Source organism: Paraburkholderia sp. BR10141 (assembly GCF_056155635.1).
In genome coordinates this window covers 321,220-346,157 of record NZ_JBMIQH010000001.1, presented here as the reverse complement: position 1 = coordinate 346,157, position 24,938 = coordinate 321,220, and the positions used below count along the sequence as shown (strand labels likewise).

Sequence of the window (24,938 nt, the reverse complement as noted above, 5' to 3'; positions counted from 1 at the left end):
TGGCGTCGATCGCACTATGTTTACATCCATCAATGTCACAGTCATAGATGGATCGACAACAGGGAGACGCTCCGGATGAACGCACCCGCCCGTACCGGCGACGCGATCGGCATCGCCATCATCGGCACTGGTTTTGCCGGCCTGGGCATGGCGATCCGCCTGCTGCAAAGCGGCAACCAGGACTTCGCGGTGTTCGAGAAGGCTGACTCCGTGGGCGGCACCTGGCGCGACAACCATTACCCCGGTTGCGCCTGCGACGTGCAATCGCACGTGTACTCGTTTTCGTTCGCACCCAATCCGCGCTGGACCCGCATGTTCGCGCCGCAGCCCGAGATTCGCGCCTATCTGAATCGCTGCGTCGAGCGCTTCCGGCTTTTCCCGTGGCTCAACTTCGGGCACGAACTCACGAACGCGACATGGGACGAAGCCGCGCACTGCTGGCGCCTTGCGTTCGCCAATGGCCGGCGCCTCACCGCGCGCGTGCTGATTTCGGGCATGGGCGGCCTTTCGCGCCCCGCGTTGCCGGCGATTGCGGGACTCGACACCTTCGAAGGCAAGGCCTTCCACTCGCAGCACTGGGACCACGACTATGCGCTCGAAGGCAAGCGCGTCGCCGTGATCGGCACGGGGGCAAGCGCTATTCAGTTCGTGCCGCAGATCGCGCCGCGCGTGACGCAACTCTCGCTCTTCCAGCGCACGCCGCCGTGGATCATGCCCAAGCCCGACCGCGCCATTTCGGGCTTCGAACAATGGCTGTTCCGCACGCTGCCCATCACGCAGGCGCTCGCTCGCGCGGGTCTTTACTGGATGCTCGAAACGCGCGTGCTCGGCTTCGCGGTGCATCCCGCGCTCATGAAGAACGTGCAGAAGCTGGCGTTGCGCCATATCCGCCACCAGGTGCCCGATCCTGAACTGCGCGCGGCCGTGACGCCCGACTACACGATCGGCTGCAAGCGCGTGCTCATATCGAACGACTACTATCCGGCGCTCTCACGCAACAACGTGCAGGTGGTGACGAACGCAATCGAGCGCGTGGACCGCACTGGCGTCGTGACCGCCGACGGCGTGCATCACGAGGTCGATTGCCTGATCTACGGCACCGGCTTTCAGGTGGCCGATCCATTCCCGCCGGGCACGATCATGGGCCGCGGCGGCATCGATATCGTCGAGACCTGGCGCAACGGCGCACATGCCTACCTCGGCACGAGTCTGCCTGGTTATCCGAACTTTTTCATGCTGGTCGGCCCGAACACCGGCCTCGGCCACAACTCGATGGTGTTCATGATCGAATCGCAGATCGAGTATGTGCTTGGCGCGCTCGCCGCCATGAAGCGCGACGGCGCCGATTCGATCGATGTGCGGCCCTATGTGGAAGCGCGCTACAACGAGCGCATCCAGAACAAGCTTGGCCGCGCGATCTGGTCGGTGGGCGGCTGCAAGAGCTGGTACCTCGACCCGCGCAACGGCAGGAACACGACACTGTGGCCCGGTTTCACCTGGCGCTTTCGCCGCGCCACCGCGCACTTCTCCCTCGCCGATTACCAGGTCTATCGCGCGCCGCATGCCGCACAGCACGAAGCGCCGCTCGCCGTGGCCACGCAACCCACCGAGGCCGCCTGAACAGGCGCAATCGTCCCACCCGGAGCCGCCCATGAAACGCTTTGACAACAAGGTCGCCGCCATCACCGGAGCGGGCTCGGGCATGGGCCGCGCGCTCGCGCTCCAGCTTGCCGGCGCCGGCTGCCATCTCGCGCTCGCCGACCGGAACGCCCCGGCGCTCGAGGAGACCGCTCGCATCGTGGGCGCGCTTGCCCCTTCAGTACGCGTGAGCACGCGCGTGCTCGACGTGAGCGAGCGCGACGCCGTATTCGCGTGGGCCGACGAAACAGTTGCCACGCACGGCGGCATCAACCTCGTCTTCAACAACGCGGGCGTCGCGCTGTCGAGCACCATCGAAGGCATGGCGTACAGCGACCTCGAGTGGATCGTGAATATCAACTTCTGGGGCGTCGTGCATGGCACGAAGGCATTTCTGCCGCATCTGAAGGCGAGCGGCGACGGACACATCGTCAATACGTCGAGCGTGTTCGGTCTTTTCGCACAACCAGGCATGAGCGGCTACAACGCGACCAAATATGCCGTGCGCGGCTTTACCGAAGCGCTGCGCCAGGAACTCGACATGATGCGCTGCGGCGTGTCCGCGACCTGCGTGCATCCGGGCGGCATTCGCACGAACATCGCGCAATCGAGCCGCGTGGCGCACAACATGGTCGGCTTTATGGTGGCGAGCGAGCAGCAAGGCAAAGACGACTTCGAGAAGTTCTTCATCACCGCTGCCGACGACGCTGCCCGCATCATCCTGAACGGCGTGAGGCGCAACGCGCGGCGCGTGCTGATTGGCCGCGACGCGCGCGCAGCCGACTGGCTCGCGCGCACGCTGCCCGCCGCGTACCAGGCGCTGGTCGTGATGAGCGCGCGGCGCGAAGCCGCGAAGGCGCGCCGCCGCGCCGCGCGCGGGTCCGCCGCCACGCAATGAATAACAGCAGGCACACAACAGGGAGCCATAACATGATGCCGATACGGCGCGACATCCGCTTCGCATTACCGCCCGAAAGGGCCTGTGACTGGCACGTCGAGGGCGTGCCGGTCACCCACTTCTTCAACGCGCTTTCGCTGCTCTTTCCCGCGGGCGAGCGCTTCTTCATGGATTCGGTGCGGCACTATCGCGACCGCATCGAGGACCCCGAACTCAAGAAGCAGGTCATGGGCTTCATCGGGCAGGAGGCGATGCACACGCGCGAACATGTCGAATACAACGACTTGCTGCAGGCGGCGGGCTTGCCTGCGCACAAGCTCGACAAGCGGTTGTGGGCCATCCTCAACTTCGTGCGCAAGGTGTTGCCGCCTTCGCTGCAACTCGCGCAAACCGTGGCGCTCGAACACTACACGGCCATGCTCGCCGACCTGCTGCTCGCCGATACGGGCACGCGCATCGAAGGCTCGGTGGCGGGCTACAAGCAGATGTGGCTCTGGCACGCGCTGGAGGAAACCGAGCACAAGTCGGTCTCGTTCGATGTCTGGAATCTCGTGATCGAGCCGGGCGTCAAGCGCTATTTCATGCGAACCGGTACGATGCTCGCCACCACGGTTCTCTTCTGGCTCATCGTGTTCGACTATCATCTGGCGCTTTTGCGCGCGCACCGCCGACGCCAGGGCAAGGTGCGCGGCACATGGAAGCTCGTGAAGTTTCTCTACGGGCCGCGTCACGGCGTGTTTCCCGGCATCGCGCTCGAATGGCTGCGCTTTTTCAAGCCCGGCTTTCATCCGTGGGATCACGACAACCGGCAGCATCTCGCGCGCATCGACGGCCTCGTTGCACAGATCGACGAGACCAACGCGCAGTACGCCTCGCGCGCCGCCCCGCGCCGTGTGCCGCTGCATCCGGCGGTGACGCCGCGCGCGGTGTGAGCCACGTCATGCGCGGCGCGCCCGAACCCGTGTTCGTCCAGTCCGACGACGTGCGCCTCGCGGTCTACGTCAGCGGGCCCAACGATGCGCCGCCCGTCGTGCTCGTGCACGGCTACCCGGACTCGGCGCGCATCTGGAGCGCGCTGCGCAGCGAACTGGAGACGCGCTTTCGCGTGATCGCCTACGACGTGCGCGGCATGGGGGCCTCCGAAGCGCCGCGTGCGCAGTCTGGCTACGCGCTCGCGCAACTCGCGCGCGATCTGTTTGCAGTCGCCAATGCCACCTGCGGCGCGCAGCCGTTTCATCTGCTGGCGCACGACTGGGGATCGATCCAGTGCTGGGAGGCCGTGACCGATCCGGCGAACGCTTCGCGCATTGCTTCGTACACCTCGATATCCGGCCCGTGTCTCGACCATGTTTTTCTCAAGCCGCGCGTCCCGGCGCAGTTGCTGAAGTCGTGGTACATCGCGTTCTTTCATCTGCCGTTCGTGCCCGAACTCGCCTGGCGGCTTGGCGGCGCGGCGTTGTGGCCGTGGTGGCTGCGCAAGACCGAGCGCGTGCGCGTCGAGCCTGATCCCCGGCAGTTGCGCAACGCGCTCAACGGGCTGCAACTCTATCGCGCGAATTTTCTTGCCTGTGCGCGGCGCCCGCGCGAGCGCAGCACGCGTATTCCGGTACAGTTCATCGTGCCGCGTTTCGACCGCTATGTGACGCCGGCCATGTCCGAAGGCATCGAGCGCTGGCTTGGACAACATCAGCGCGAGATTATCGCCGCGCCGCATTGGGCGGTGGTGAGCGAGGCGCGGCAGATCGCGGCGCGCTTCACGCGTTTTGCCACTTGCGCTTCGTCACGCGCACAAGGCTTCGAACCCAACCTGCCCCCAGAGGACCGCCAGTGAACCCACTTGCCCTGCCTGCCGCGGTCGTTGCAGCCGGCGCTGCACTCGCCGCGCTCGCCGCATTCACGCGACGCGCCACGCGCCGCATCGAAGCCGCCGTGCCGATGGACGGTCAATTGGTCGACATCGACGGCGACCGGATTCATTACGTCGAGTTCGGCAGTGGGCCGCCCATCGTGTTCATTCACGGCCTGAGCGGACAAATGCGCAACTTCGCGTGGCTGCCCATGCAGGCGCTCGCGCGAGAACATCGCGTGATACTCATCGATCGCCCGGGTTCCGGCTACTCCACACGCGGGCCGCACGCATCGGCGACCATCCGCGCGCAGGCGCGCACGGTCGCGCGCTTCATCGAAGCGCTGGGTCTCGAATCGCCGGTGCTCGTCGGGCATTCGCTCGGCGGCGCGATCGCGCTGGCCGTAGCGCTCGATCATCCGCACGCCGTTTCGCGGCTCGCGCTGATCGCGCCGCTCACGCACGTGCAGACCGAGGTGCCCAAGGCCTTCCGCGCGCTCGTGCTGCGCTCGAACGCCGTGCGCCGCTTCGTGGCGTGCACGTTCGCTACGCCCATCGGCCTCGCGACCAGTTCCGCGGTCCTCAAGCAGGTGTTCGCGCCCGAGGCCGTACCGGGCGATTTCCGCACACGCGGCGGCGGACTCCTGAGCTTGCGGCCCAGCGGCTTCTACAACGCCTCCGCCGATCTCGTCGCGATTGAAGACGCCGATGATCTCGTGCAGATGGAACAACGCTACGCAGAACTGAGCGTTCCCGTTGATGTTCTGTTTGGCCGTGACGACGTCGTGCTCGACTGGACCCGACACGGCGAGGCGCTCAGCCGCCTCACGAGCCAGGTGACGCTCAAGGTGGTGAGCGGCGGCCATATGCTGCCCGTCACCGCGCCGTCCACGACCTACGACTGGCTGCTCTCCGCGCTCTCGGGCACAGTGCACGCGAGCCACGCGCGCGTGATCGAGGCGGATGAGTCGCGCACGGACATCGGTTCGCCGGCACCGGGCGTGTTGGGCAATCCGTCTGTGACTTAGCCGGCCTCGCCACACGGCGTGCGCTGCGTGAAGAGGAAATCGCGAAGCCGAAAAATGCGTTGGCCCGCGTGCGAACGCGCGGGCCGCAAGCATTCATCAAGGGAGACAGGAAATGAAAATTCAGAAAGCGCGGACGTTCATCGCGTGTGCGGCGCTTGCGCTCGCCAGCAGCGCGGCATTCGCGCAAGGCAACGGCGCGCAAACAAGCGACGCATCGCAAAGCGCAGCGTCCGCCGCCGAAGTCGCAAAACTGAGCGTCGATCAACAGGTGCGCTGGCTGCAGCGCGCACAGAAGAACGACACGCTCACGAAGATGGACGATGCGCAACTGACCGCGCTCTTCGAGGCGTTCGATCCGCTCGTCGTGCCCACGCTCATCAAGCTCGGCCCGGCGGGCTATCCCTCATACGAATTCGTGCTGTCGCGCTGGGAGCGCCTGAACGGCAAGTGGCCCGCGAAGCCCGCGCACATGCTAGTGAAGCTCGAGCACGAGCCGCTGCGCATCTACGCGAAATGGCTGCCCGACGGCGATCATTCGGGCGAGGAGGTGATCTACGACGCCTCGAAGCGCAGCGACGAAATGTACGGACACCTGGGCGGCCTGCTCGGCGTGATGCCGATGTGGACCGCACTCGACGGCTCGCTCGCGCGCTCGCAATCGAATCACAAGATCACGGATCTCGGCACCGAATTCATCGTGAGCCAGTTCATGACCGACGCGAAGAAGTACGTCGAAGTGGGCGCGTCCTACAAGCCGCAAGTCGAGGTGAAAACGATAGACGGCGTGCGTGTGGTGGCGCTGACCTACGTTTCGCCGAGCGGCAAGCCGCAGTTCTACGCGAAGAAGCAGACGCTGGGGCTGGACCTGCGGCATCCGTATTTCCGCACCGTCGAAGCCTATGGCGACGACGGACAGATGTTCGAGAAAATCGTCATCGACAGCATCACGCCGAAGTCCTTCGACGACGAAGCATTCGATCCGAAGAATCCCGATTACAAGTTCTGAAACCTGGGCTGCGAGAACAAAGGTGAGGCTTTTCGGGAGGAGCGCACGACATTCGACTCCTGGAACTCCTCACCTATCGTTGTATCGGTGAACTCACGATGCGGTGAATGACTCACCGCCGCGCGCGCTCAACGATACTTCTGCAACTCGGCATCGGTGATCGGTTGCGCCGGCAGATTCAGCATGCCCGGCAAGTCGTCCAGCTTCGGCAAGCCGCTGACATTGGCCCAGCGTCCGCCCGAGCCTTGATAAACAAGCGTAGGCGTACCGTCGAAACCGAGGTCCTGAAAGAGCTTGATGTTGTCGTCGAGCTTGTTCTTGTCGGCGGCGGAGATGTGCGCGAGCGGAGCGATGCCGCCCGATTCGTCCTTCTCCGAGTAATGCGTTTCCAGTTCTTTGAGCAGCGCGGCGCCGTCTTTCGCCTCCAGCAGCGCAGCCGCCTTGCCCGCCGAATCGGGCTTCAGAAAGCCCATAGGAATCCAATGCACCTGCAGGCCGACCGCTTCATACGGTTGCAGTGCTTTCCACACTAAGTGACAGTAAATACAGTTTGGGTCCATAAAGACATAAAGCGTCGACTTCACGTTCGGCCCATTCGCGCCTTCGACGATCGTACTCGCATTCTGCAGGCTTGCAGCCGCCGTTGCGGGCAACCAGGTGGGCTCAGCGGCCGCGGCGGCCGTAGCGCCAGCGCTCATTGCCAGCGCGCCTGCAGCGATCAGCATGCGTGTGAACTTCTTCATTCTTTCCCTCTGACTGGATAGCGCGTCACGTCGCGAGTCTGTGAAGCGAAGGCTCGTATCTTAGGTTCGGGCCATGGCACGTCACTGACGCCAATATGGCAAAGGCGTCAGGTGAGCAGCAAAGGTGAGAGTTTGCGGGAGGACGTTGGACCCTAGAACTTGAACCGCAACTGAAACCCGATGGTAAACGGCAGATCGTCAGACGGTATCGGCGGAATGACGATGAAGTTCACGCCCACGCGCTTGTACGCGACCATCACGATAGGCGCGACCACGGGCCCGATCGTATGGTCGTGGCCGAGGCCCCAATTGCCATAGTTGTAGCCGGAGATGATGCCGCCCATCGCCGCGAGCCGCACGAAGCCCCAGTGCAGAAACTCCGGCGCCCACACTGCGCCGCCATAATAAGAGGGCCGGCGCAACGAGTTGCGAAAACCGCCTGCCGTAAGGGCCCACGTGTCGCCGGGCCAGCATTCGATGCCGAGGCCCGGATTGAATTGTTCGAAGTCCTTGTCGGGATGGATGTGGTACGAGCCCACCATCGCATCGACCCACAGGCCCGAACTACACCAGTTCGCCGCGTGCGCCGGCTGCGCCGTGCCGAACAACAGCACCGGCAGGAGCGACAGGGCGGCAGCCGCGCCGCGTTTCGTTTTCCTCGCCAGTTTTGTCGCTGCCGTTGTCGTTATCGTTGCTGCGTCACCTTGCTTGTGCCAAAACCGCATGGGCTCTCCGTCCTTTCTTGCGCCGATCCGCTTGAGGATCGTCAGTTTTCTGATTGCTGGTTCGCGGTGAATGACGAACTGTACCGCAACCCGAAGCGTGCGCAATGGAGTCGAGGCTCGGATCGGGCAACTCGCTCGCCGCCGGCATGGTGCCAGCGTAGCGAGTCGTCCCGATGAAAGCGAAGCGTCAGAGGCCGAGGTCGGAGAGGCCCGGATGATCGTCGGGACGGCGCCCGAGCGGCCAGTGATAGAGACGATCCGCCTCGCGGATCGGCAGGTCGTTGATCGATGCGTGACGGCGCGCCATCAGGCCGTTCGCGTCGAATTCCCAGTTTTCGTTGCCATACGAGCGGAACCAGCTGCCCGAATCGTCGTGCCACTCATAGGCGAATCGCACCGCGATGCGATTGTCCGTGTACGCCCATAGCTCCTTGATCAGGCGATAGTCGAGTTCGCGCGCCCACTTGCGCGTGAGAAGTTCGACGATGGCCCCGCGGCCCGTCACGAACTCGGCGCGATTGCGCCACACGCTTTGCGGCGTGTATGCAAGCGAAACGCGTTGCGGGTCGCGCGTGTTCCAGCCGTCTTCCGCTGCGCGCACTTTCTGTATGGCGCTCTCGCGCGTGAACGGCGGCAGCGGCGGACGCACTTCGGGCGAATCACTCATGGTCTTGCTCCTTGCGTTGGGCGGCGCGCCGTAGCGGTGCGCGCGATGGGGATCGGTTTTGGGATTGGCTTGGGGAATCGGAACCGCTTTTCGGTGCGAGGGCGTCGAGCAACGATCGGCCTGCCGCGCGTGCGTCGAGCGCCGCATCGGCGTCGCCGCTGACGAGCGCGACGCCGATCGCGCCATCGATCAGGATCAGCCATTGCCGCGCGAGACGGGCAGCGATCCGGCGATCGACGCCGACGATCGCGGCCCACGCCTCGCTCTGTTCGCGCACGAAGTCGAGCAGACGCTCCTTGTGTTCGCGCGCGACCACGCGCACGGGGTCGGCAGGCGACGCGATCTCGCCGGCGGCGTTGAGAAACGCGCAACCGTGAAACCCTTCGGACGTGAACCACTCGCGCAATACGTCGAACATGCCGACAAGACGTGCCTGCGGCGTGCGTCCACGCGCGAGCGTGCCGGCGACGAACCAGCGCATCCAGCGCTCGTCGCGCCGCGAAAGCGCAGCCGCGACCAGCGCGTCCTTCGATTCGAAATACGTGTAGAAGCTCTTGCGCGCCGCCCCCGCCGCGCGAACGATCGCATCGACGCCCGTTGCGTGAATGCCGCCCGCGTAGATCAGCGCCTCAGCGGCTTCGAGCAGGCGCTCGCGCGCATCGGCCTGCGGCGCGCCTGCGTTCGCTTCGGTGTTCGTTACGGCGGGCGGGCTCATGGCTAGTCTCTTTCAGCGCGATTGCGGCGGAATTGCGAAGGTCAGTGGGAGAATGATCGTTCTCCCAGTCCGCAATGTAGAACGATCATTCTCCCAAGTCAAGACACTTTGCTGTCGCGCGCGCTGCGCTGCGCCCTAACGCGATCCCACAGCCCGCGTCCTGAGACCGCGAACACGGCGACCACGACCAGCGTGAGGCCGAGCACGCGCGTGAGCGTAAGCGGCTCGCCGAGCAGCACCGTGGCCAGCGCCACGCTCGACACCGGCGCCACCGCGGTAAAGACTGCGGCCTCGCCGCCCGGCACGCGCGCCGCGCCCGCATACCAGAGCCAGAATCCGGCCACCGTCGGCACGAGCGCGTAATACGCCACGCCGAGCAAGGCGTTCAACTGCACGGTGTGAGCCGCGCCAAACCAGCCGGGCAGCGCGCACAAGCCCGCTACGACGAAGCCGATGCCCGTCATCGCGCTCGCCTGCGCAAGGGGCGGCCACGGTTGCGACAGCCGTTTGTTCAGCAGGACGAACAGGCTTTCGCACACGACGGCGCCAAGGATCATCGCGTCGCCCGTGAGCGAGCGAGCGCCATCGCGATGCTCGCCGGGCGCGAGTGTGATCATCGCCACGCCGAGGCTCGCGATCGTCACCGAAACGAGCGTCCTTGCGCGCAGCCGCTCTCCGAGCACCAGCGCCGCCGTCAACGCGCAGACCGCCGGTAGCGTGCCGAGGATGATGCCGGCATCGCTCGCCGAAGTACGCTGCGTGCCCGCGATCAGCAAGACCGTATACCCGACGCTGCCGATCGCAGCCTGTGAGACGAGCAACAGCGCGTCGCGCAGGCCGGGACGCGGAAACGCCGTACCGGTCAGACGCATGAGCAGCAGAAAGACCGGCAACGCCATCCCGAAGCGCAGCGCGGTGGCCGGCAGCGGATCGAGCCCGGCGCCGATGGCCTTGCTCGCAATGACCGTGCTGCCCACGGTGAGCATGGCCGCCGTCAATTGCGCCTGCGCGACGGATCGGGGGGAGAGGGTCAAGCGCCGCGCGTTTTCGTGCGGCGGCAATCGGTTCGACATGGAGCGCTCCTCGTGGTGATACGCCTGTATAGGCTCACGACGACGCGCCGTCTTGGATCGTTGTGCGTCAGCGGATGATGCGCGTGCGACTCATGCCGCGCGCAAGCCGGTAACGCCCCGGCGATACGCCGAACTGCCGCGCGAACGCGCGGTTCAAGTGGCTCTGGTCGCAAAAACCGGCGGCCAGCGCGGTCTGCGCCGGGGCATGGCCCGCCTTGAGCAGGCGCCGCGCGAGCGCCACGCGGCGATGCAGGATGTAGCCGTGCGGCGCGACACCGAACGCACGCAAAAAGCCGCGATGGAGCTGGAAGCGGCTCAGCCCCGCCGCCTGCGCGAGTTCGGCGAGTAAGAACGGTTGGGCCGGGTCGGTGTCGATCATGTCGCGCACGCGCGCGAGCGACGCCGGTGAGCACTGCGCGAGCACGCGCCGGTGGCCGAGCGCCTCGACGAGCCGGGTCATCATCTCGAGCGCGGCGGCGTCGAAGGCCATCTGCGAGAGGTCATGGTGTGGGTCGGTGATATGAGTGAAAGCCGCATCGAACAGCGCGCGCAAACGCGGTTCACTGATCACCGGCGCGTGGAGCGCAAAAGGGCGTCGTCACCTTGCGTGATGTCGGCTTGCAGCGCGTCGACCCAGCGCGGCTCGAAATACAACATGCGCCACGTGCGCCCGGCGGCGTCGAGCGGGCGGCCGTCGTGCACCTCGCCCGGATTGACGAGGATGAGGTCGCCCGGCACGGCCTCGACCTGGCCCGCATCGCTGAGCGAGACATGGCCGCCGCGATCGATCACGCCAATGCCGTACTGGTCGTGCGTGTGACGCCCGAACGCGCGCGCCGTGGCGGCCGTCATCGCGTCGACGTCGCGCACGAGCGTGGCGTGAAAACGCACGGCGTGGTTCGTGGCTGGCATAGTCGGCTCTCCGCTCGTTCGGACTCCAATCGGCGTATGAGACCCGAGTTTCGCGCGGCGCGCAATGTGCGCGTGACCTGGACGAGAAACTGCGCGGGTCGCCGCGATCCGGCCCCGTCGCGTTATGCTTCGCGAACCGGATGGAAGAAACGCACGTCGCCAAACGTCCTTACGGGTGTCGACGAGTCAAAGGGAGATGAGATGAAAGACCGGCCGCTGGTATCGCTTGCGCCCCTCGTTCGCGGCTCGCGCCGCGCCTTCTGCGTGGCGCTGTGCGCGGCGAGTCTCGCCGCTTGTACGCCGCTGCGCGTGGTCACGCACAGCGTGAGCCGCACGGAAGCCGACGTGCCGGCGGGACACTACGTGATGGATGCGCATCACTGGAGCGTCGTGTTCGACGTCGATCACTTCCACTACACGCGCTTCGTCATGCGCTTCGACCGCGCGCAGGCGACGCTCGACTGGCAGGCAGGCGGCCTCGAAGCGGCCGCGGTCGACGCAACCATCGACGCCACGAGCCTCGACACCAATGTCAGTGCGCTCGACACCATGGTCAAAGGACCGCAGATGCTCGATGTAGCACGCTATGCGCAGATCCGCTTCACGAGCACGCACTTCGAGCGCACGGGCGAAGGGCGCGGCACGCTCACCGGTAATCTCACGATACGCGGCGTAACGCAACCGGTGACGCTCGACGTCACCTTGAATGGCTACGCGCCGAATCCGCTCACGAAGCAGCCTACGTTAGGCTTCACCGCATCGGGCCATTTCAAGCGCTCGGCGTTCGGGTTGACGAGCTGGTATCCCGCCGTGGGCGACGAGATCGACGTGCGCATCGAGGCCGAATTCGAACAGCCGGCGCCGGGCGCAGCGCCGTAACAGCTTCACCAAATCGATTCGCGTTCAGGCCGTGGTCCAGTCGAGAATCACCTTGCCGCTCTCGCCCGAGAGCATGGCCGCAAAGCCCTTCTCGTAGTCGTCCACCCCGAAGCGGTGCGTGATGATGGGCGAGAGATCGAGCCCGCTCTGCAGCATCGCGACCATCTTGTAACAGGTCTCGAACATCTCGCGGCCGTAGATGCCCTTGATTTCCAGCCCCTTGAAGATGACCTGATTCCAGTCGATGGCGGTTTGCGCGGGCGGGATGCCGAGCAGCGCCACCTTGCCGCCGTGGTTCATCGACTCGAGCAACGCCGTAAACGCGCTCGGCACACCCGACATTTCGAGGCCCACGTCGAAGCCTTCGGCCATGTGCAGTTCGTTCATCACGTCGCGCAGCGACTCGCGCGAAACGTTCACGGCGCGCGTTGCGCCCATCCTGCGCGCAAGCTCGAGCCGGTAGTCGTTGACGTCCGTGATGACGACGTTGCGCGCCCCCACGTGCTTCGCGATCGCCACCGCCATGATGCCGATCGGCCCCGCGCCCGTAATCAGCACGTCCTCGCCCACGAGGTTGAACGAAAGCGCCGTGTGCGTGGCATTGCCGAACGGATCGAAGATCGCGGCGAGATCGTCGGAGATCTCGGGCGGAATCTTGAACGCGTTGAAGGCCGGAATCACGAGGTATTCGGCGAACGCGCCTTCGCGGTTCACGCCGACGCCCGTGGTGTTGCGGCACAGGTGACGCCGCCCCGCGCGGCAATTGCGGCAAAAGCCGCAGGTGATATGCCCTTCGCCCGATACGCGATCGCCAATCTGGAAGCCGCGCACCTCCTGGCCCATTTCGACGATCTCGCCCACGTATTCGTGGCCCACGTGCATCGGTACCGGAATGGTCTTCTGCGCCCAGTCGTCCCATTTCCAGATGTGGATGTCCGTGCCACAGATCGCGGTCTTGCGGATCTTGATCATCACGTCGTTGTGGCCGACTTCGGGCTTCTTCACGCGCGTGAGCGTGAGTCCGGGCGCGCGTTCGAGTTTGGCGAGTGCTTTCATTTGATTCGCAATCCTTGTCAAATCACGCCGAGCTGCCTGCCGACCCGCGCAAACGCCTCGACGGCGCGGCCGATCTGTGCGGACGTGTGCGCGGCGCTCATCTGCGTGCGAATGCGCGCGCGGCCCTTGGGCACGACGGGATACGAAAAGCCGATGACGTAGACGCCCTCGTGCAGCAGCGCGTCGGCCATTTTCGAGGCGACCTGGGCATCGCCGAGCATCACCGGAATGATCGGGTGCTCGCCGGGCACGAGCGTGAAGCCGAGCGCGCTCATTTCGCGACGGAACTGTGCGCCGTTCTCGCGTACCTGGCGGCGCAGTTGTGCGCCTTCGTCGCTCTCAATCAACTCGAGCACCGCAAGCGTGGCGGCCGCGATGCTCGGCGTCAGCGTGTTCGAGAAAAGATAGGGGCGCGAGCGCTGGCGCAGCAAGTCGACGACTTCCTGCTTCGCCGCGATATAGCCACCCGACGCGCCACCCAGCGCCTTGCCGAGTGTGCCGGTGATGATGTCCACGCGCTGCAGGACCCCGCAGTGCTCCGGCGTGCCGCGCCCATGCTCGCCGATGAAGCCGACCGCGTGCGAGTCGTCGACCATCACGAGCGCGTCGTAGCGGTCCGCGAGATCGCAGATGCCCTTGAGGTCGGCGATGATGCCGTCCATCGAAAACACGCCATCGGTGGCGATGAGCTTGTAGCGCGCGCCGGCTTCGTCCGCTTCTTTCAGCTTTGCTTCGAGATCCGAAAGATCGTTGTTCTTGTAGCGATAGCGGCGCGCCTTCGAAAGGCGCACGCCGTCGATGATGCTTGCGTGATTGAGTTCGTCGCTGATGATGGCGTCTTCCTCGCCGAGCAGCGTTTCGAAGAGACCGCCGTTCGCGTCGAAACAGCTGGAATAGAGAATGCAGTCTTCGGTTTGCAAAAACGTGGCGAGCGCGCTTTCGAGCTGCTTGTGCACGCTTTGCGTGCCGCAGATGAAACGCACCGACGCCATGCCGAAACCATCGCGCTCGAGCCCGTCCTTTGCGGCGGCGATGAGACGCGCGTCGTTGGCGAGGCCGAGGTAGTTGTTTGCGCAGAAGTTGAGCACGTCGCTGCCGTCTGCGAGCCGGATGTCGGCCGACTGCGGCGTGGCGATCACGCGCTCGTTCTTGTAGAAGCCATCGGCGCGAATCTGGTCGAGCGTCGCGCGCAAGTGGTCGAGATACGGGGTACGCATGAATCGTGCTCCTCACATCGCTGCGGCCTGCCGCAGTTTTGCTGCGACAGGCCTGCGGTTTGTCTGCAGTTTGCTATAGTCGCCGTCAGCCGCTGGCGAAAATTTCCTTTATTTCGAACCTAAGTTCGATATGTCGAACGCACTCTAATCGATGAGGCCGTGAATGGCAAGCACCCGCAAACCGCGATCCGCCCCGGCGGGCGCCGTTCCTGACGCCCCTGCGTCGGCCGCAACTCACGTACTACCTGCTTCCGCCATGCCGGCCATCGCGCCGCCGCGCGTGGGCGAGCAGATCCAGCGGCTGCGCACCGAGCGCAAGATGACGCTCGACGACCTCTCGCGCGCCGCGGGCGTCTCAAAATCCATGCTATCGGAAATCGAGCGCGACAAGGCGAACCCGACCATTGCCGTGGCATGGCGGCTCACGAACGCGCTGGGCGTCAAACTCGATTCGCTGTTCGCCGCCCCGAAGGCGCCCGAGGCGATCGCGGTGGTCGGGCCGCACGACATCCCAACGCTGCACGGCCACGACGCGGGTTACCAGTTGCGCGTGTGGGGACCCATCGAGCTGGCCGGCCACTTCGAATGGTATGAGCTGACGCTCAAGCCCGGCGGGGCGCTGGTTTCGGCCGCGCACGAACCCGGCACGCGCGAGCATCTCACTGTGTTGCAGGGAAGCATCGAGGTGGAGGCGGCCGGCGCGACGCAGCGTCTGAAGGCCGCGGACACGGCGCGCTACATTGCCGATCAGGCGCATGCGATCCGCAACGCCGGCAAGGGTGAAGCACGCGCGCTGCTGGTGGTGATTCACGGCTGACGGCCCGCCTCACGGCTGGCGCTGACCGAACGGACGAGGCTGCGCGATCGGTCCGACTACTGTATATTTATACAGTGAAAGTCCGACTGGAGCCGTCGATGTCCCTCCCAACCGAACTACCGCGTGAGCCCGCTCTGGCGGCCTTGCGCTTTCAGGCCGCCGCACGCGACCTCGAACACATCGTTCGCAACATCGCGCAGCGTTATATCGCGCGGCAGGTGCCGCTAACGTGGCGCCTGCTGCATGCCATCGAGGCCGAAGCCCTCGCGGATCTCGGCTTTGCCAGCCGCCACGACGCCTTGATGCTTGGCCTCTTTCAGCGGCCGGGCGACCTCGCCTGGCCAGAAACCGACGAGGCCGTCGACTTCGGACACTCCAACGCGTTGCCGGCGGTATTTGCATTCGCGGTGTCGGCCTACGAACGCGCCGCACAAGGCGCGGAAGAGTCGCGCCGGCAGGCAAGACGCCACGACGCGGTACGGCGTGCGAGGGCTTGGGGTGGCTGATCATCGAGCTATCGCTATAATGTTCGTGTAACGCAACTAACGGAATGATAGAGATGGCGTCTTCGACTTCCTCACGCGACCTCTTCGACCAGCAACGCCAGGACTGGCAGCGCGACCCCGTCGCGGCGTTCGACGCCTGGCTCGCCTCGCAGGACTTGCGCAGTTCGTCCGCCGAGGTCTATCGCGTGCAATGGGGACGCTTCCTCGAATGGCTCGCGCTCAAGCGCAAGACGATCATGACCGTCGATACGGGCACGATCGCCGAATTCGTCGCTAGCCTCGATATAAAAAAACCGCAGCGGCTTCGCTACCTGCGGCTCATCGAGCGCGTGCTCGATCACGTGCGCGAAATCGAACTCGCCTCCACGAATCCGGCGCGCTTCATCGCCCAGGACGGCGAAGCCGCATGGCGCAACGCGCGCGAAAACGAGCCAACCGGCTTCCTGACGCCCGCCGAGCGCGCCGCGATCATCGGCCAATTGTTCTCGCCGCTCGTCGAGCCATCGGCTGCGAAACGATGGCGCGAGCGCCGCGACCGTGCGCTCGTCGCCATCTTCCTGGGCGGCGGATTGAAAACGGGAGACGCCATCGCGCTCACGCTCGATTGTGTGGCGATCGGCTCGGAGTGGGTCACGATTGAAGCCGCCAATCCGGCGTTTACGCGCGTCACGCGACTGACGCCATTTGCCGTCGACGTGCTCGGCGCCTGGCTCGAAGCGCGCCGCCTGGCCGGACTGCCCGGGCAGCTGGTGTTTCCGGGTTCGCCCTCAGGGCGCCCCATGCACAAGGCCACAGTGCTGCGCGCCATCGACGCATTGATGGAAGCGGCGGGCGTGGCGAAAACGCGCGCCGAACGCGCGAGTCCGCAGACCTTGCGTAACACGTTCGCGGCAGACCTGTTCGAGCGCGGCGTGGATATCGATCAGGTAGGGCAGTGGCTCGGCTTTCTGCAGCCGATCTCTGCGGGGAGGCTCCATCGTGCATGGAAGACGTGGGCGGAACGCGAGGCGCCGCAGCACGTATCGGCGCAAAACGACGAGACATGAAACGTCGCGTCGGCCGGCGATTGAACGTTTGAGAGGCGTGTGCGCGCCTCCCGTAAAAGCTCACGTCAAGCCTGTTCGTGTGAATGCTTGCCGGCCATGAAGCGCGCGTACGCCGCAAGCTTCGTCGCGCCCGTGCCCGAGGTGTGCTCGCACTCCGGGCAAGTGAATTCGAAACCATCGTCCACTTCGGACAACTCCGGTTCCCCTTCGTGACAGTTAGGACAACGCGCCGGCAAGGCGACTTGACCGTCGACTACGGTGCCGAGACTCGCCAGTTCGGCTGCGCCCAGCCGGCCCGCGGCAGCGAGTGAACACAGCAACGACGCGACCGAGGTATCGAGTCCCTGCTGCCCGCGTAATGCCGTGACCTGCCGGGTAAGCACGTCCACTTCATCGGACCGTTCGCGCAGCACGGCGTCGAGCCGGTCGGCGCGGGCCTTCGCCGTCGCCAACTGCTGGATGAAATCGAATTCCTTCTTGCTGGCATCGCGCTGGGCCGCCTGCCATGTCGACGACATGGTGCGCAGCGAATCCAGTTCGACCAGCATGGGCTTCACGCGCCGTTCGGCCTCGGCGAGCGCGTCCTTGATCTGCTGCGCGTAGTGCTCGGTGCTCTTGCGCATTTCCTCGTGCAAGCCGTCGATGCGGTCGCGCAGCCCCGCGTTGGTGGTCTGCTCCGCCTCGAGCCGCTTGCGCAGGGCGTCGTTTTCCATCTCCAGACGCTGTACCAGCACTTCCCGATTGCCATGCGCTGCGACGCCCTGCGCGGACGCCGCGGCGAGCTGGCTTTCGAGTTCGCGCACCCGCTCATAGGCCGCTTCCACGCGCGCTTCGCTGCGCTGCAGCATCTCATCGGCGGCTGAACGTCGGGCCTCGGCCTCCCGGGTCGCCTGCTCGGCATCGAGGCGGCCGGCTTCGAATTCCGTACGTTCCGCCTGCAGGGCTTCGCCCGCGAGCGCGAGCGCTTCCTCGAAAAGCGCGCCCAGCAGCTCGCCGGCGCGCTCTTCCAGTGCGGGCGGAATTGCCCCGGCGCCGACACGCACTTTGGAGGTCGCGCGAATGCGCTGCCAGAAAAGCTCTATATCCTTGGGGATGTCGCTGGCGCTTCCGGTTTGGGTCAGCTCGCGGACGGCAGCCATCGACGGCTTGATCTCGAAATCGAAGAACAAGCGTTTGCAGGCGTGTAAGGACAGTTCCTGCCTGCGTGCTCCGTTTTTTCGCAAATCCTCGATTTCTTCGCGGATTGCCTGTCGGTCCTGGTCTCGCATATTCGTCTTCTCGGCAGTGGAGTGGACGAATAATAACAAATTACGTTCTATTTGCTACGTTTTTGAGTCCTGAGCTTGCCGGCGATAGGGGGATGGCCGTCAAGGGGCCATCTAGCTCGTCACGAGAAGAGATCAGCGCGGGTTTTCCGTGAAACAAATCGAACTTTGTTTCATAAGCCCTTGTAAACGCGTGAATTTCTCGCCTGATTCTACTGCGATCCGTTGTTTCACGCGAGCCGCCTCGGGGAGGTGGCGCGGTGGTGGGTTAGGAATGTGGATATCTCGAGTAGCTCGCGGGAGGATTCTTGCTTGAGAGATATAAAAGTAAACACCCTTGATACCGGTTAAAAACGTTAACGCCACGGCAAATCCTTGCCTGGCGGGGGTTTCCGGCCGATCAGGTGAAGCTTTACGGGACCTTGGGTGAGCCCCTGCGGGACAGTTCGGTGGCGGGCTTCGGGAACGCCGGTGAGCCACTGCAGGAGAGGACGTGAGCGGGTTCAGGAGCGAGGGGATTCTTGACTTCCCGGCAAGGGTGAGGCGATACGGGAGGCCACGGCCGGGCATATCACGCACGGCCGGGCCCGGCTCCGATGTTACGGGAAATGCAACGGTGAGGGGATTCGGGAGCGGCGATTGGCGCCATTTTTTGGCTAAATCGAGGGGCTGAAATGCGTGCGGTGAGAAGGATCGGGAAAAAATGCAGTTCGAAGGTGAAGTTTTTCGGGAGCCAACGCCCGAAATCGGGCGAAATGGGCGCTTTCGGGGCCCAGAGGTGAGCTTTTTCGGGGGCTTGCCATCGAGCCGCACGAATCTTCCGGCTGCTCGAAGGACGTTCCCGAAGACTTTACGCGACATAGGGTGAGGATTTTCGGGAGATTGCCGCAGTGCCGCGAAAGTCTCAGGATCCGCCGACGCTCTTTAGCTAAGGTGAGGTTTTTCGGGAGCATTTTTTGGCATATTTCCTGCCGAAGGTGAGCAGTTTCGGGAGAAAGTTGGCGTTCACTGCGCTGCAGACGCCGAGAATACGGGCTCGCGGAGGGTGTTACTCCCGGTTGTCATCCGGTATGGGTGAGAATATTCAGGAGGTTTTTCTCGGCAAACTCGCATATGCCTGAATCTCGTGTCTCGATCTGAGGTGAGGGAATGCGGGAACCGATATCGCCTTCCCCCGCCTGCCACACATGTGGATAAGTTACGGAATCCATTGATTTTTTCTTTGCGGCGCAATGAGCGGTGAGGATTTCCGGGAGGCGCCACGACGGTGCAGCGCAACCGGACCGGGATGCAAAAGGTGAGATTTTTCGGGAGCAATTCCGGCGTAACAGCCGCAGCGTCGGCTTTCGGGAGCGCGCCAATAACTTTGGCCTGCACGACGACAGGTGAGGATTTTCGGGATACCTGGGGCACTCCCTCGTAACGCGCTGATGATTTGGCGCTTCGATCGCCGTGTCGGACAGCTTTTGCCGCCACAAGTGGGACTTTCCGATCGTTTTGTCCGTGTGGCGGGCCACGCTTTGTTGCAGTGCGATTCACCGTTGTGGATTTTTTAGCCGGCAACCGGTTGGTTGCCAGGATTTCGCAACCATCGACGGACTTTTTTCACCGTCAGCACGAAAATATTTAAGGTGAGCGAATACGGGAGCCGATGGCAACCTTTGGTACTCAGGCAGAAATGCGGGATCCGGCCGGAGCGTGCATGACGCAAAGCGCCCCACTGGACGGGCGTCTGACCAAAGGTGAGGCGATACGGGAGGGTGCCGCGGTGAGCGGCGCGCGCGAGATGCGCATCACCGGCAATGGTGAGGGAGGCCCTATAGACGCCTATCACCACAGACGGTATCCTTTCGCGAAATTCTCTTCTCGACCCGACGCATGGCCACGAAGCGCGTGAAAAAGACCGATGTGGTAAGCCCCAGCTCGGCGGAATTGCGCAAGGCCGTCGAGGCGATCGCGATCCAGCCGAAGAGCGGCAAGATCACCCTGCTGACCCGCAAGCTGTTCAATGTCCTGTTGGCCGTCGCCCAGCAGGCCGACGAGTCAGGTGATACCTACCGTGCGCTACTGTCCGACATCGTCGCCAACTCGGCGTTCGATTCGAACGATACGGCGCTCGTAAAGGAGCATCTGCGCCGCATGGTGTCGGTGCAGGTCGAATGGAGCCAGGGCACGTCGAGCCAGAAGCCCGGCCGCAAGTGGGGCATCTCCACGCTGATTGCGGACGCGGAAATTCTCGAGGATCCGCAAACCCGTCGCGTCTGGGTGGAGTTCTCGTTCGCGCCGAAGATCAAAAAGAAGCTGCTGGATCCGGTCCAGTACGCCCGCCTGAGCCTGCAGTTCCAGAGTCAGTTGCGCAGCAGCGCGGGGCTGGCGCTCTATGAGATCTGCGTGCGCTATCTGACCAACCCCAGCCATCTGACGATGCGCGAGACCTGGGAGTGGTGGCGCCCAATCCTTTCCGGTACCCCGGACACCGAAGCGGGGGACGAAGCCAAACGCGAGTACAAGTATTTCAAGCGCGATTATCTGCGGCCCGCAATTGCCGAAGTCAACGCGGTGACGAACATCTTCGTCGAGTTGATCGAGCATCGCGAAGGGCGCCGTGTCGCCGAGATCCAGTTTCGCGTGACCGAGCGCAAACAGCCGATGCTCGCGCTCGACGAGCATCCGAATGTGTTCGACAGCACGCTCGTCGACCGCATGGTCAAGATCGGGATTCCGCTCAAGGAAGCGCAGTCGCTTTACGCCGACAGCGAGGAAAACCGCATTCGCGCAGCGTTGCAGCTGACCGAACAGCGCATGCGCAGTACGAGCTTGCCGCCGGTGCGCAGCGCCGCGGCGCTGTTCAAGGACGCGTTGAAGAAGGGCTATGCGCCGCCGGTCGAGACCGCGGCAGGCGCCACACCGGCCGTTGGCCGCGGTGCGGCGGCAGCGGTCTCAGCCGACGATCCGAAGGCGCGGCTGCTCGATGAGTACGCGGCGTATCGGCGCAAGGAAGCGCGCTCGCTCTATGAGGAGCAGGGCGACATGGAGCGTGAACTGGCGCGTCAGTCGTTTGAGACGGATGAACTGCCGGGACTGGGATCGCATTTGCGCGACGACTGGCGTCGTCGCGGGCTGGAATCGAAACTGGCCGATACGGCGTTCTTCGACTGGCTCGCGCGCAAGACCTGGGGCGAACCGACCGACGGCGATCTGCTCGCGTTCACGCTGAGCCAAACGCGCGCTGCCTGAGCATCAGTTATGGCCGGCCCGTGCAATGCGGGGCGGTGAGGGTGTGACCGTTCGGGCGATTGTGAGGCATGAAACGTTCGTGCCTCAATCGTCGACGGTCCGCCAGTGCGTGGCAGCCGTCGACACATTTTCCAAGGTTATTTCGTTTTCAGGATCTGTTCGATCTGCTGAAGAATCGCGTCCCGTCGATCTTTGGTGAGTCCCTTCAGGCGCAACTCGAGCCGGTCGTCGCCATAAGACTTCAAGTCGCCCACGGCGACACCGTCCAGCTTGATCTCCAGCCGTTGTGCGTAGCGTTGCCGCCCAGCCGGTTTCGGGCTTTCCTGCGCGCTCGCCCGGCCTTTCACGATATCCGCTACCTGACGCGTGCTGAGGTCGTCGGCCACGATGCGGTTGATGAGACGCAGCGTGGCATCGGTGCCGCGCGCGCCGTGATAGCGCCCGACCTGATAGGCCATGTTCGAGCCGAAGCGGTCCGGGCGTGCCACCATTTCCTGCATGACCGATTCCGGCAACTTGCCGATCGATAGCGCAACCGCCACCGTCGATTCGTCGAGGCCGAGGTGGTCGGCAAGTTCACGTTGACTCAGAAAATGCTTTTCGTCGATGAATCGCTTCCACACCACCGCGTTATCGAAAACGGTCTGCGAATCGCGCTGGACGTTCAGGTCGTAACCGAGTTTGTAGCTCTGAATGCCGATCGGCAGGTCGACGACGATTGCCTTGACGACTTCCTTGTTCGCTTCTTTCAGTGCCCGCACGCGACGGCCGCCATCGCTCACGTAGTAGCTGCCCGGCGCCGCATAGTCGGGAATGACATGGATCGCCTGCTGTTGCCCTTGCTTCGCAAGATTGACAGCGAGTTCAGCGATCGATGCCTTCAGATAGAAGTGACGCGGATTGAAGGGGCTCGGCTTGATGTCCTTGAGCGGCAACTCGATGATCTGCCCCGGACGGTAGCCTTGAGCGATGCGCCAGGTGCGGTATTCGACCGATTCATTTTCGAGGCCAGGCGCATCGTCGAGAATCGGCTCGACGGCAGGTTCAAGGCCGGTCACAAGCGCAGGCTGACTCGAGCGCCCAGCAACTTCGCGCGTTTTTGGCTTGTCCTGGACGAGGCCGTCGATGGCGTTGAGACGGTCGAGCGCAGTGCGCTTCTCGCTGCTCGTCGTATCCGGACGAGCCTGAAAGCCTTTGGCGAATTGGGAGGGTTTCATTCAGGGTCCTTTATGCGCATAAAGTCAGGGGAGCATGGCCGCGATCTCGTCGGCGCATGCGCGCACTTCCACCGCGGCGAGGCGAGCGCCGCGATCGTTCATTTGCAGAACGGTCTGGCCCAAGGCCATCGCCTGCTTGTACGCCTCACGTGTGGGAATCTGCGTTCTGAGCAGAGGGAAACCAAGCTCTTCGAGGGCGCGCTTCAGCTCGCGGGTGAGCATGCGCTTCTCCTCGGTCTTGTTCAGCAGAAATACCGCGCGCAGATCTTCGTTCATGACCTGAGCCTGCTGGATGAGCTTCACGAGACCAACACTCGACCAGTAGTCGGCCGGAGAAGACGAAGTCGGAATGACGGCGACGGTGGCAGCGAGCAATACCACACCCGAGACCTTTTCCGTGATCGACGGCGGGCAGTCCACCACGATCACGTCGTAGTCGTTGACGAACTTCTTGATCTCCCGATGGATCTGGCCACCGGCTTCGGAAAGATTGACGACCGGGAACGGGATGCCGGTGTCCCCATCGGCTGACGCACTGGCCCAATGGACCAGCGTGTTTTGGCCGTCGGCATCCACGACGAGAACCCGCTTCCCCTTTTCGTGAAAGGCCGCGCCGAGATGCATCGCGATCGTGCTTTTGCCGACCCCGCCCTTTTGCTGCGTGACTGCGATTATCTCTGCTGCCAATTGGTATTCTCCTTTTTGCTATTAGCTTGGGATTTTACCTGGAATGTTTTTCAGTTCAATGATTTTTGGCGTAATTTGCAGTCGAATTAGCCATTCGGACAAGGTTTATGCGCATAAAGCTCGCACAGGGGCGTGGGAACGCCGCTAGCGCGCGGCACTGAAATCTGCCTCGGCAATGCCTTCGATGCATGGCGTCGATCTGCTAACGGGCACACCGGACGATGACATCGGCGCAACTCACGGCTTTATGCGCATAAAGTCCGCGCCTCACTCCATCGCTATCCCCGTCGCACACAAAGCGCGACCGGAAAATCTCGCCGCGAATCCACATGCGCCCCCATGGCAGCAAACCTCGGCACCAAGAGTCAGGAATGGTCCGCAGAAGCGGCCTACGCGTGCCAGCGCGCCCCCCGGTAAAATCGCAGCGAGGCCCCAGTCTCACCGAGGCTCACCCACCACCACTCCTCTCTCGCAATTGCGGCGTCATGATCACGATCTACCACAACCCCCGCTGCTCCAAGTCCCGCGCGGCTTACGAACGGGTATCCACTGCAACGGCAAACGAGTCAGTCGAGGTGATTGAATACCTGACACAACCGCTCACCGTCGACCAACTCAAAGCGCTGCACGCGATGCTGGGCTGCCCGCTGCTCGACATGATTCGCACCGGCGAAACCGAGTACGCAGAACTCGGCCTCGATGCGCCTGGCGTTACAGATGATCAGCTCTACGAAGCAATTGTGCGGCATCCGATTCTGCTGCAGCGACCCATCGTCGTGCGCGATGGCCGCGCCGTGATCGGGCGCCCGACCGAAAACATTGCCGCACTGTTTGGCTGACTTCGCCGGGATGCATGCGTTGGGTTACTTACGCGCCAAAAGCGAGCGAATCGCGAGCGCAGGCGCCCGCGTGCATGGACGAGGTGCAATCCTTACCATGCACGCATGGAAATTGCATCTTTGCTAACCTGCAGACGAATCCGACGCGAGGCCCGTGTTCATCGGCTCTTCGCGCAAGTTGTCCACAAGCTTATGCCCAAAATCTGTGGATAAATTCGCGTTACCCACGGTTATCCACAACGCCTCGCCGATCCCGATATCGGGCTGACCCGAGCGAGCGTCTGCGCATCGCCGGAAGGCGCATACGTCTATGATGACGTTTCCTTCCATTGCGCTTCGCGCGCGCTTCCGAGGAAACCGAAATGGCCTACAAGATCGCAGTGGTAGTCGGCAGTCTGCGCAAGGATTCATTCAACCGGCAACTCGCACACGCGGTGACTTCGCTCGCACCCGCCGATTTTACTTTCGAGTATCTCGACATCGGCGTGCTGCCGCTCTACAGCCAGGATTACGACGCCGACTATCCCGAGGTGGCGCGCCGCTTCAAGCAACAGATCGAAGCGGTCGACGCCCTGCTGTTCGTCACGCCCGAATACAACCGCTCGATTCCGGGCGGGTTGAAAAACGCACTCGACTGGGGTTCGCGGCCGTGGGGCACGAATTCGTGGCGCGGCAAGCCGGGCGCGGTGCTCGGCACGTCGGTGGGGGCAACGGGCACAGCGCTCTCGCAGCAACATCTGCGTAACGTGCTCGCCTATCTCGACGTCCCGCTGCTCGGTCAGCCCGAGATGTTCATCAAGCACGACCCGAGCCGCGTTAACGAGAAAGGCGAGATCGTCAACGAGGACACCCGCAAGTTCCTGCAGGGCTTCGTCGATACGTACGTGGCCTGGGTCAAGCGCCAGCTCGGCCGCTGACGCC

Annotated in this window: 26 protein-coding genes; 13 read left to right on the top strand and 13 right to left on the bottom strand. The window is 63.7% G+C overall.

All coding sequences use genetic code 11. The annotated features are described in order from the left end of the window. The first annotated feature begins 75 nt into the window (after positions 1–75). The 6 genes from ACOJB8_RS01660 to ACOJB8_RS01635 all read left to right on the top strand — a co-directional run bounded on the left by ACOJB8_RS01660 (position 76) and on the right by ACOJB8_RS01635 (position 6,416). Positions 76–1,620 (top strand): flavin-containing monooxygenase, encoded by a 1,545-nt coding sequence (locus ACOJB8_RS01660; RefSeq protein WP_475010743.1) that lies wholly within the window; start codon positions 76–78, stop codon positions 1,618–1,620. A gap of 31 nt (positions 1,621–1,651) precedes the next feature. Beyond that, positions 1,652–2,536 carry an SDR family NAD(P)-dependent oxidoreductase gene (locus ACOJB8_RS01655; RefSeq protein WP_475010742.1) on the top strand — a complete coding sequence of 295 codons (885 nt, stop codon included), beginning with the start codon at positions 1,652–1,654 and terminating at the stop codon, positions 2,534–2,536. Positions 2,537–2,568: 32 nt separating this feature from the next. Then, positions 2,569–3,468: a metal-dependent hydrolase gene (locus ACOJB8_RS01650; RefSeq protein ID WP_475010740.1), complete on the top strand. Its 900-nt coding sequence runs from the start codon at positions 2,569–2,571 to the stop codon at positions 3,466–3,468. Between the two features lie 8 nt (positions 3,469–3,476). After that, entirely contained in the window at positions 3,477–4,367 is an 891-nt protein-coding gene (locus ACOJB8_RS01645; protein ID WP_368728251.1) for an alpha/beta fold hydrolase, read from the top strand. Then, positions 4,364–5,410, top strand: a complete 1,047-nt coding sequence (locus ACOJB8_RS01640; RefSeq protein ID WP_342946852.1) for an alpha/beta fold hydrolase — start codon at positions 4,364–4,366, stop codon at positions 5,408–5,410. The genes ACOJB8_RS01645 and ACOJB8_RS01640 overlap by 4 nt, the downstream gene beginning before the upstream one ends. Before the next feature lie 112 nt (positions 5,411–5,522). Next, entirely contained in the window at positions 5,523–6,416 is an 894-nt protein-coding gene (locus tag ACOJB8_RS01635; RefSeq protein WP_342946851.1) for a DUF1571 domain-containing protein, read from the top strand. A gap of 128 nt (positions 6,417–6,544) precedes the next feature. Here ACOJB8_RS01635 and ACOJB8_RS01630 read toward each other — a convergent pair whose 3' ends face one another. The 7 genes from ACOJB8_RS01630 to ACOJB8_RS01600 form a co-directional block, all read right to left on the bottom strand. Beyond that, complete coding sequence (locus ACOJB8_RS01630; protein WP_069261540.1) at positions 6,545–7,159, bottom strand: thioredoxin fold domain-containing protein; 615 nt, start codon at positions 7,157–7,159, stop codon at positions 6,545–6,547. A gap of 152 nt (positions 7,160–7,311) precedes the next feature. Beyond that, on the bottom strand, positions 7,312–7,884 hold the full coding sequence (locus ACOJB8_RS01625) for a hypothetical protein (RefSeq protein WP_141710541.1): 573 nt from the start codon (positions 7,882–7,884) through the stop codon (positions 7,312–7,314). A 187-nt stretch (positions 7,885–8,071) separates the two neighbouring features. Further along, on the bottom strand, positions 8,072–8,551 hold the full coding sequence (locus ACOJB8_RS01620) for a nuclear transport factor 2 family protein (RefSeq protein WP_069261541.1): 480 nt from the start codon (positions 8,549–8,551) through the stop codon (positions 8,072–8,074). Beyond that, the gene (locus ACOJB8_RS01615; protein ID WP_342946850.1) at positions 8,544–9,266 is read right to left on the bottom strand and encodes a TetR/AcrR family transcriptional regulator; all 723 of its coding nucleotides are present in this window, start codon (positions 9,264–9,266) and stop codon (positions 8,544–8,546) included. The genes ACOJB8_RS01620 and ACOJB8_RS01615 overlap by 8 nt, the downstream gene beginning before the upstream one ends. A gap of 98 nt (positions 9,267–9,364) precedes the next feature. After that, complete coding sequence (locus ACOJB8_RS01610; RefSeq protein WP_475010735.1) at positions 9,365–10,339, bottom strand: DMT family transporter; 975 nt, start codon at positions 10,337–10,339, stop codon at positions 9,365–9,367. A gap of 67 nt (positions 10,340–10,406) precedes the next feature. Beyond that, complete coding sequence (locus ACOJB8_RS01605; RefSeq protein ID WP_475010732.1) at positions 10,407–10,910, bottom strand: helix-turn-helix transcriptional regulator; 504 nt, start codon at positions 10,908–10,910, stop codon at positions 10,407–10,409. Next, complete coding sequence (locus ACOJB8_RS01600; RefSeq protein ID WP_475010730.1) at positions 10,907–11,251, bottom strand: AraC family ligand binding domain-containing protein; 345 nt, start codon at positions 11,249–11,251, stop codon at positions 10,907–10,909. The genes ACOJB8_RS01605 and ACOJB8_RS01600 overlap by 4 nt, the downstream gene beginning before the upstream one ends. A gap of 201 nt (positions 11,252–11,452) precedes the next feature. Between ACOJB8_RS01600 and ACOJB8_RS01595 the strand changes: the two genes are divergently transcribed. Next, positions 11,453–12,130, top strand: coding sequence for a YceI family protein (locus tag ACOJB8_RS01595; RefSeq protein WP_406951618.1), 678 nt, complete (start codon positions 11,453–11,455; stop codon positions 12,128–12,130). Positions 12,131–12,154: 24 nt separating this feature from the next. On the opposite strand, the gene tdh is transcribed toward ACOJB8_RS01595, so the two are convergent. Together tdh and ACOJB8_RS01585 are read right to left on the bottom strand one after the other, a co-directional pair. Continuing rightward, positions 12,155–13,186 (bottom strand): L-threonine 3-dehydrogenase, encoded by a 1,032-nt coding sequence (gene tdh, locus ACOJB8_RS01590; RefSeq protein ID WP_475010728.1) that lies wholly within the window; start codon positions 13,184–13,186, stop codon positions 12,155–12,157. Positions 13,187–13,203: 17 nt separating this feature from the next. Next, positions 13,204–14,403, bottom strand: a complete 1,200-nt coding sequence (locus tag ACOJB8_RS01585; protein WP_069261546.1) for a glycine C-acetyltransferase — start codon at positions 14,401–14,403, stop codon at positions 13,204–13,206. 163 nt (positions 14,404–14,566) lie between these two features. Between ACOJB8_RS01585 and ACOJB8_RS01580 the strand changes: the two genes are divergently transcribed. The 3 genes from ACOJB8_RS01580 to ACOJB8_RS01570 all read left to right on the top strand — a co-directional run bounded on the left by ACOJB8_RS01580 (position 14,567) and on the right by ACOJB8_RS01570 (position 16,772). Beyond that, positions 14,567–15,220 carry a helix-turn-helix domain-containing protein gene (locus ACOJB8_RS01580; protein ID WP_428995942.1) on the top strand — a complete coding sequence of 218 codons (654 nt, stop codon included), beginning with the start codon at positions 14,567–14,569 and terminating at the stop codon, positions 15,218–15,220. 98 nt (positions 15,221–15,318) lie between these two features. Then, on the top strand, positions 15,319–15,726 hold the full coding sequence (locus tag ACOJB8_RS01575; RefSeq protein WP_069261548.1) for a DUF2471 family protein: 408 nt from the start codon (positions 15,319–15,321) through the stop codon (positions 15,724–15,726). A 53-nt stretch (positions 15,727–15,779) separates the two neighbouring features. Beyond that, a complete protein-coding gene (locus ACOJB8_RS01570) occupies positions 15,780–16,772 on the top strand; it encodes a tyrosine-type recombinase/integrase (protein ID WP_475010724.1) in 993 nt (330 codons plus the stop codon). A gap of 65 nt (positions 16,773–16,837) precedes the next feature. On the opposite strand, the gene ACOJB8_RS01565 is transcribed toward ACOJB8_RS01570, so the two are convergent. Continuing rightward, positions 16,838–18,040 carry a DNA-binding protein gene (locus ACOJB8_RS01565; protein ID WP_342946844.1) on the bottom strand — a complete coding sequence of 401 codons (1,203 nt, stop codon included), beginning with the start codon at positions 18,038–18,040 and terminating at the stop codon, positions 16,838–16,840. A gap of 1,549 nt (positions 18,041–19,589) precedes the next feature. Next, on the bottom strand, positions 19,590–19,874 hold the full coding sequence (locus ACOJB8_RS01560) for a hypothetical protein (RefSeq protein ID WP_342946843.1): 285 nt from the start codon (positions 19,872–19,874) through the stop codon (positions 19,590–19,592). A gap of 41 nt (positions 19,875–19,915) precedes the next feature. On the opposite strand from ACOJB8_RS01560, the gene ACOJB8_RS01555 reads away from it, so the two are divergent. Next, positions 19,916–21,274 carry a replication initiation protein gene (locus ACOJB8_RS01555; RefSeq protein ID WP_069261550.1) on the top strand — a complete coding sequence of 453 codons (1,359 nt, stop codon included), beginning with the start codon at positions 19,916–19,918 and terminating at the stop codon, positions 21,272–21,274. A gap of 137 nt (positions 21,275–21,411) precedes the next feature. On the opposite strand, the gene ACOJB8_RS01550 is transcribed toward ACOJB8_RS01555, so the two are convergent. Then, positions 21,412–22,491: a ParB/RepB/Spo0J family partition protein gene (locus ACOJB8_RS01550; RefSeq protein ID WP_069261551.1), complete on the bottom strand. Its 1,080-nt coding sequence runs from the start codon at positions 22,489–22,491 to the stop codon at positions 21,412–21,414. A gap of 24 nt (positions 22,492–22,515) precedes the next feature. Next, positions 22,516–23,178 carry a ParA family partition ATPase gene (gene parA / locus ACOJB8_RS01545; RefSeq protein WP_042271984.1) on the bottom strand — a complete coding sequence of 221 codons (663 nt, stop codon included), beginning with the start codon at positions 23,176–23,178 and terminating at the stop codon, positions 22,516–22,518. Positions 23,179–23,663: 485 nt separating this feature from the next. On the opposite strand from parA, the gene arsC reads away from it, so the two are divergent. After that, complete coding sequence (gene arsC, locus ACOJB8_RS01540; protein ID WP_475010717.1) at positions 23,664–24,017, top strand: arsenate reductase (glutaredoxin); 354 nt, start codon at positions 23,664–23,666, stop codon at positions 24,015–24,017. A gap of 362 nt (positions 24,018–24,379) precedes the next feature. Next, entirely contained in the window at positions 24,380–24,934 is a 555-nt protein-coding gene (locus ACOJB8_RS01535; protein ID WP_069261867.1) for an NADPH-dependent FMN reductase, read from the top strand. The last annotated feature ends 4 nt before the right edge of the window (positions 24,935–24,938 follow it).

Bases quoted from the DNA above. Each gene is read 5' to 3' on its own strand.
- ACOJB8_RS01660 (WP_475010743.1), top strand. From the start codon at position 76: ATGAACGCACCCGCCCGTACCGGCGACGCGATCGGCATCGCCATCATC.
- ACOJB8_RS01655 (WP_475010742.1), top strand. From the start codon at position 1,652: ATGAAACGCTTTGACAACAAGGTCGCCGCCATCACCGGAGCGGGCTCG.
- ACOJB8_RS01650 (WP_475010740.1), top strand. From the start codon at position 2,569: ATGATGCCGATACGGCGCGACATCCGCTTCGCATTACCGCCCGAAAGG.
- ACOJB8_RS01645 (WP_368728251.1), top strand. From the start codon at position 3,477: ATGCGCGGCGCGCCCGAACCCGTGTTCGTCCAGTCCGACGACGTGCGC.
- ACOJB8_RS01635 (WP_342946851.1), top strand. From the start codon at position 5,523: ATGAAAATTCAGAAAGCGCGGACGTTCATCGCGTGTGCGGCGCTTGCG.
- ACOJB8_RS01630 (WP_069261540.1), bottom strand. From the start codon at position 7,159: ATGAAGAAGTTCACACGCATGCTGATCGCTGCAGGCGCGCTGGCAATG.
- ACOJB8_RS01625 (WP_141710541.1), bottom strand. From the start codon at position 7,884: ATGCGGTTTTGGCACAAGCAAGGTGACGCAGCAACGATAACGACAACG.
- ACOJB8_RS01620 (WP_069261541.1), bottom strand. From the start codon at position 8,551: ATGAGTGATTCGCCCGAAGTGCGTCCGCCGCTGCCGCCGTTCACGCGC.
- ACOJB8_RS01615 (WP_342946850.1), bottom strand. From the start codon at position 9,266: ATGAGCCCGCCCGCCGTAACGAACACCGAAGCGAACGCAGGCGCGCCG.
- ACOJB8_RS01610 (WP_475010735.1), bottom strand. From the start codon at position 10,339: ATGTCGAACCGATTGCCGCCGCACGAAAACGCGCGGCGCTTGACCCTC.
- ACOJB8_RS01600 (WP_475010730.1), bottom strand. From the start codon at position 11,251: ATGCCAGCCACGAACCACGCCGTGCGTTTTCACGCCACGCTCGTGCGC.
- ACOJB8_RS01595 (WP_406951618.1), top strand. From the start codon at position 11,453: ATGAAAGACCGGCCGCTGGTATCGCTTGCGCCCCTCGTTCGCGGCTCG.
- tdh (WP_475010728.1), bottom strand. From the start codon at position 13,186: ATGAAAGCACTCGCCAAACTCGAACGCGCGCCCGGACTCACGCTCACG.
- ACOJB8_RS01585 (WP_069261546.1), bottom strand. From the start codon at position 14,403: ATGCGTACCCCGTATCTCGACCACTTGCGCGCGACGCTCGACCAGATT.
- ACOJB8_RS01580 (WP_428995942.1), top strand. From the start codon at position 14,567: ATGGCAAGCACCCGCAAACCGCGATCCGCCCCGGCGGGCGCCGTTCCT.
- ACOJB8_RS01575 (WP_069261548.1), top strand. From the start codon at position 15,319: ATGTCCCTCCCAACCGAACTACCGCGTGAGCCCGCTCTGGCGGCCTTG.
- ACOJB8_RS01570 (WP_475010724.1), top strand. From the start codon at position 15,780: ATGGCGTCTTCGACTTCCTCACGCGACCTCTTCGACCAGCAACGCCAG.
- ACOJB8_RS01565 (WP_342946844.1), bottom strand. From the start codon at position 18,040: ATGCGAGACCAGGACCGACAGGCAATCCGCGAAGAAATCGAGGATTTG.
- ACOJB8_RS01555 (WP_069261550.1), top strand. From the start codon at position 19,916: ATGGCCACGAAGCGCGTGAAAAAGACCGATGTGGTAAGCCCCAGCTCG.
- ACOJB8_RS01550 (WP_069261551.1), bottom strand. From the start codon at position 22,491: ATGAAACCCTCCCAATTCGCCAAAGGCTTTCAGGCTCGTCCGGATACG.
- arsC (WP_475010717.1), top strand. From the start codon at position 23,664: ATGATCACGATCTACCACAACCCCCGCTGCTCCAAGTCCCGCGCGGCT.
- ACOJB8_RS01535 (WP_069261867.1), top strand. From the start codon at position 24,380: ATGGCCTACAAGATCGCAGTGGTAGTCGGCAGTCTGCGCAAGGATTCA.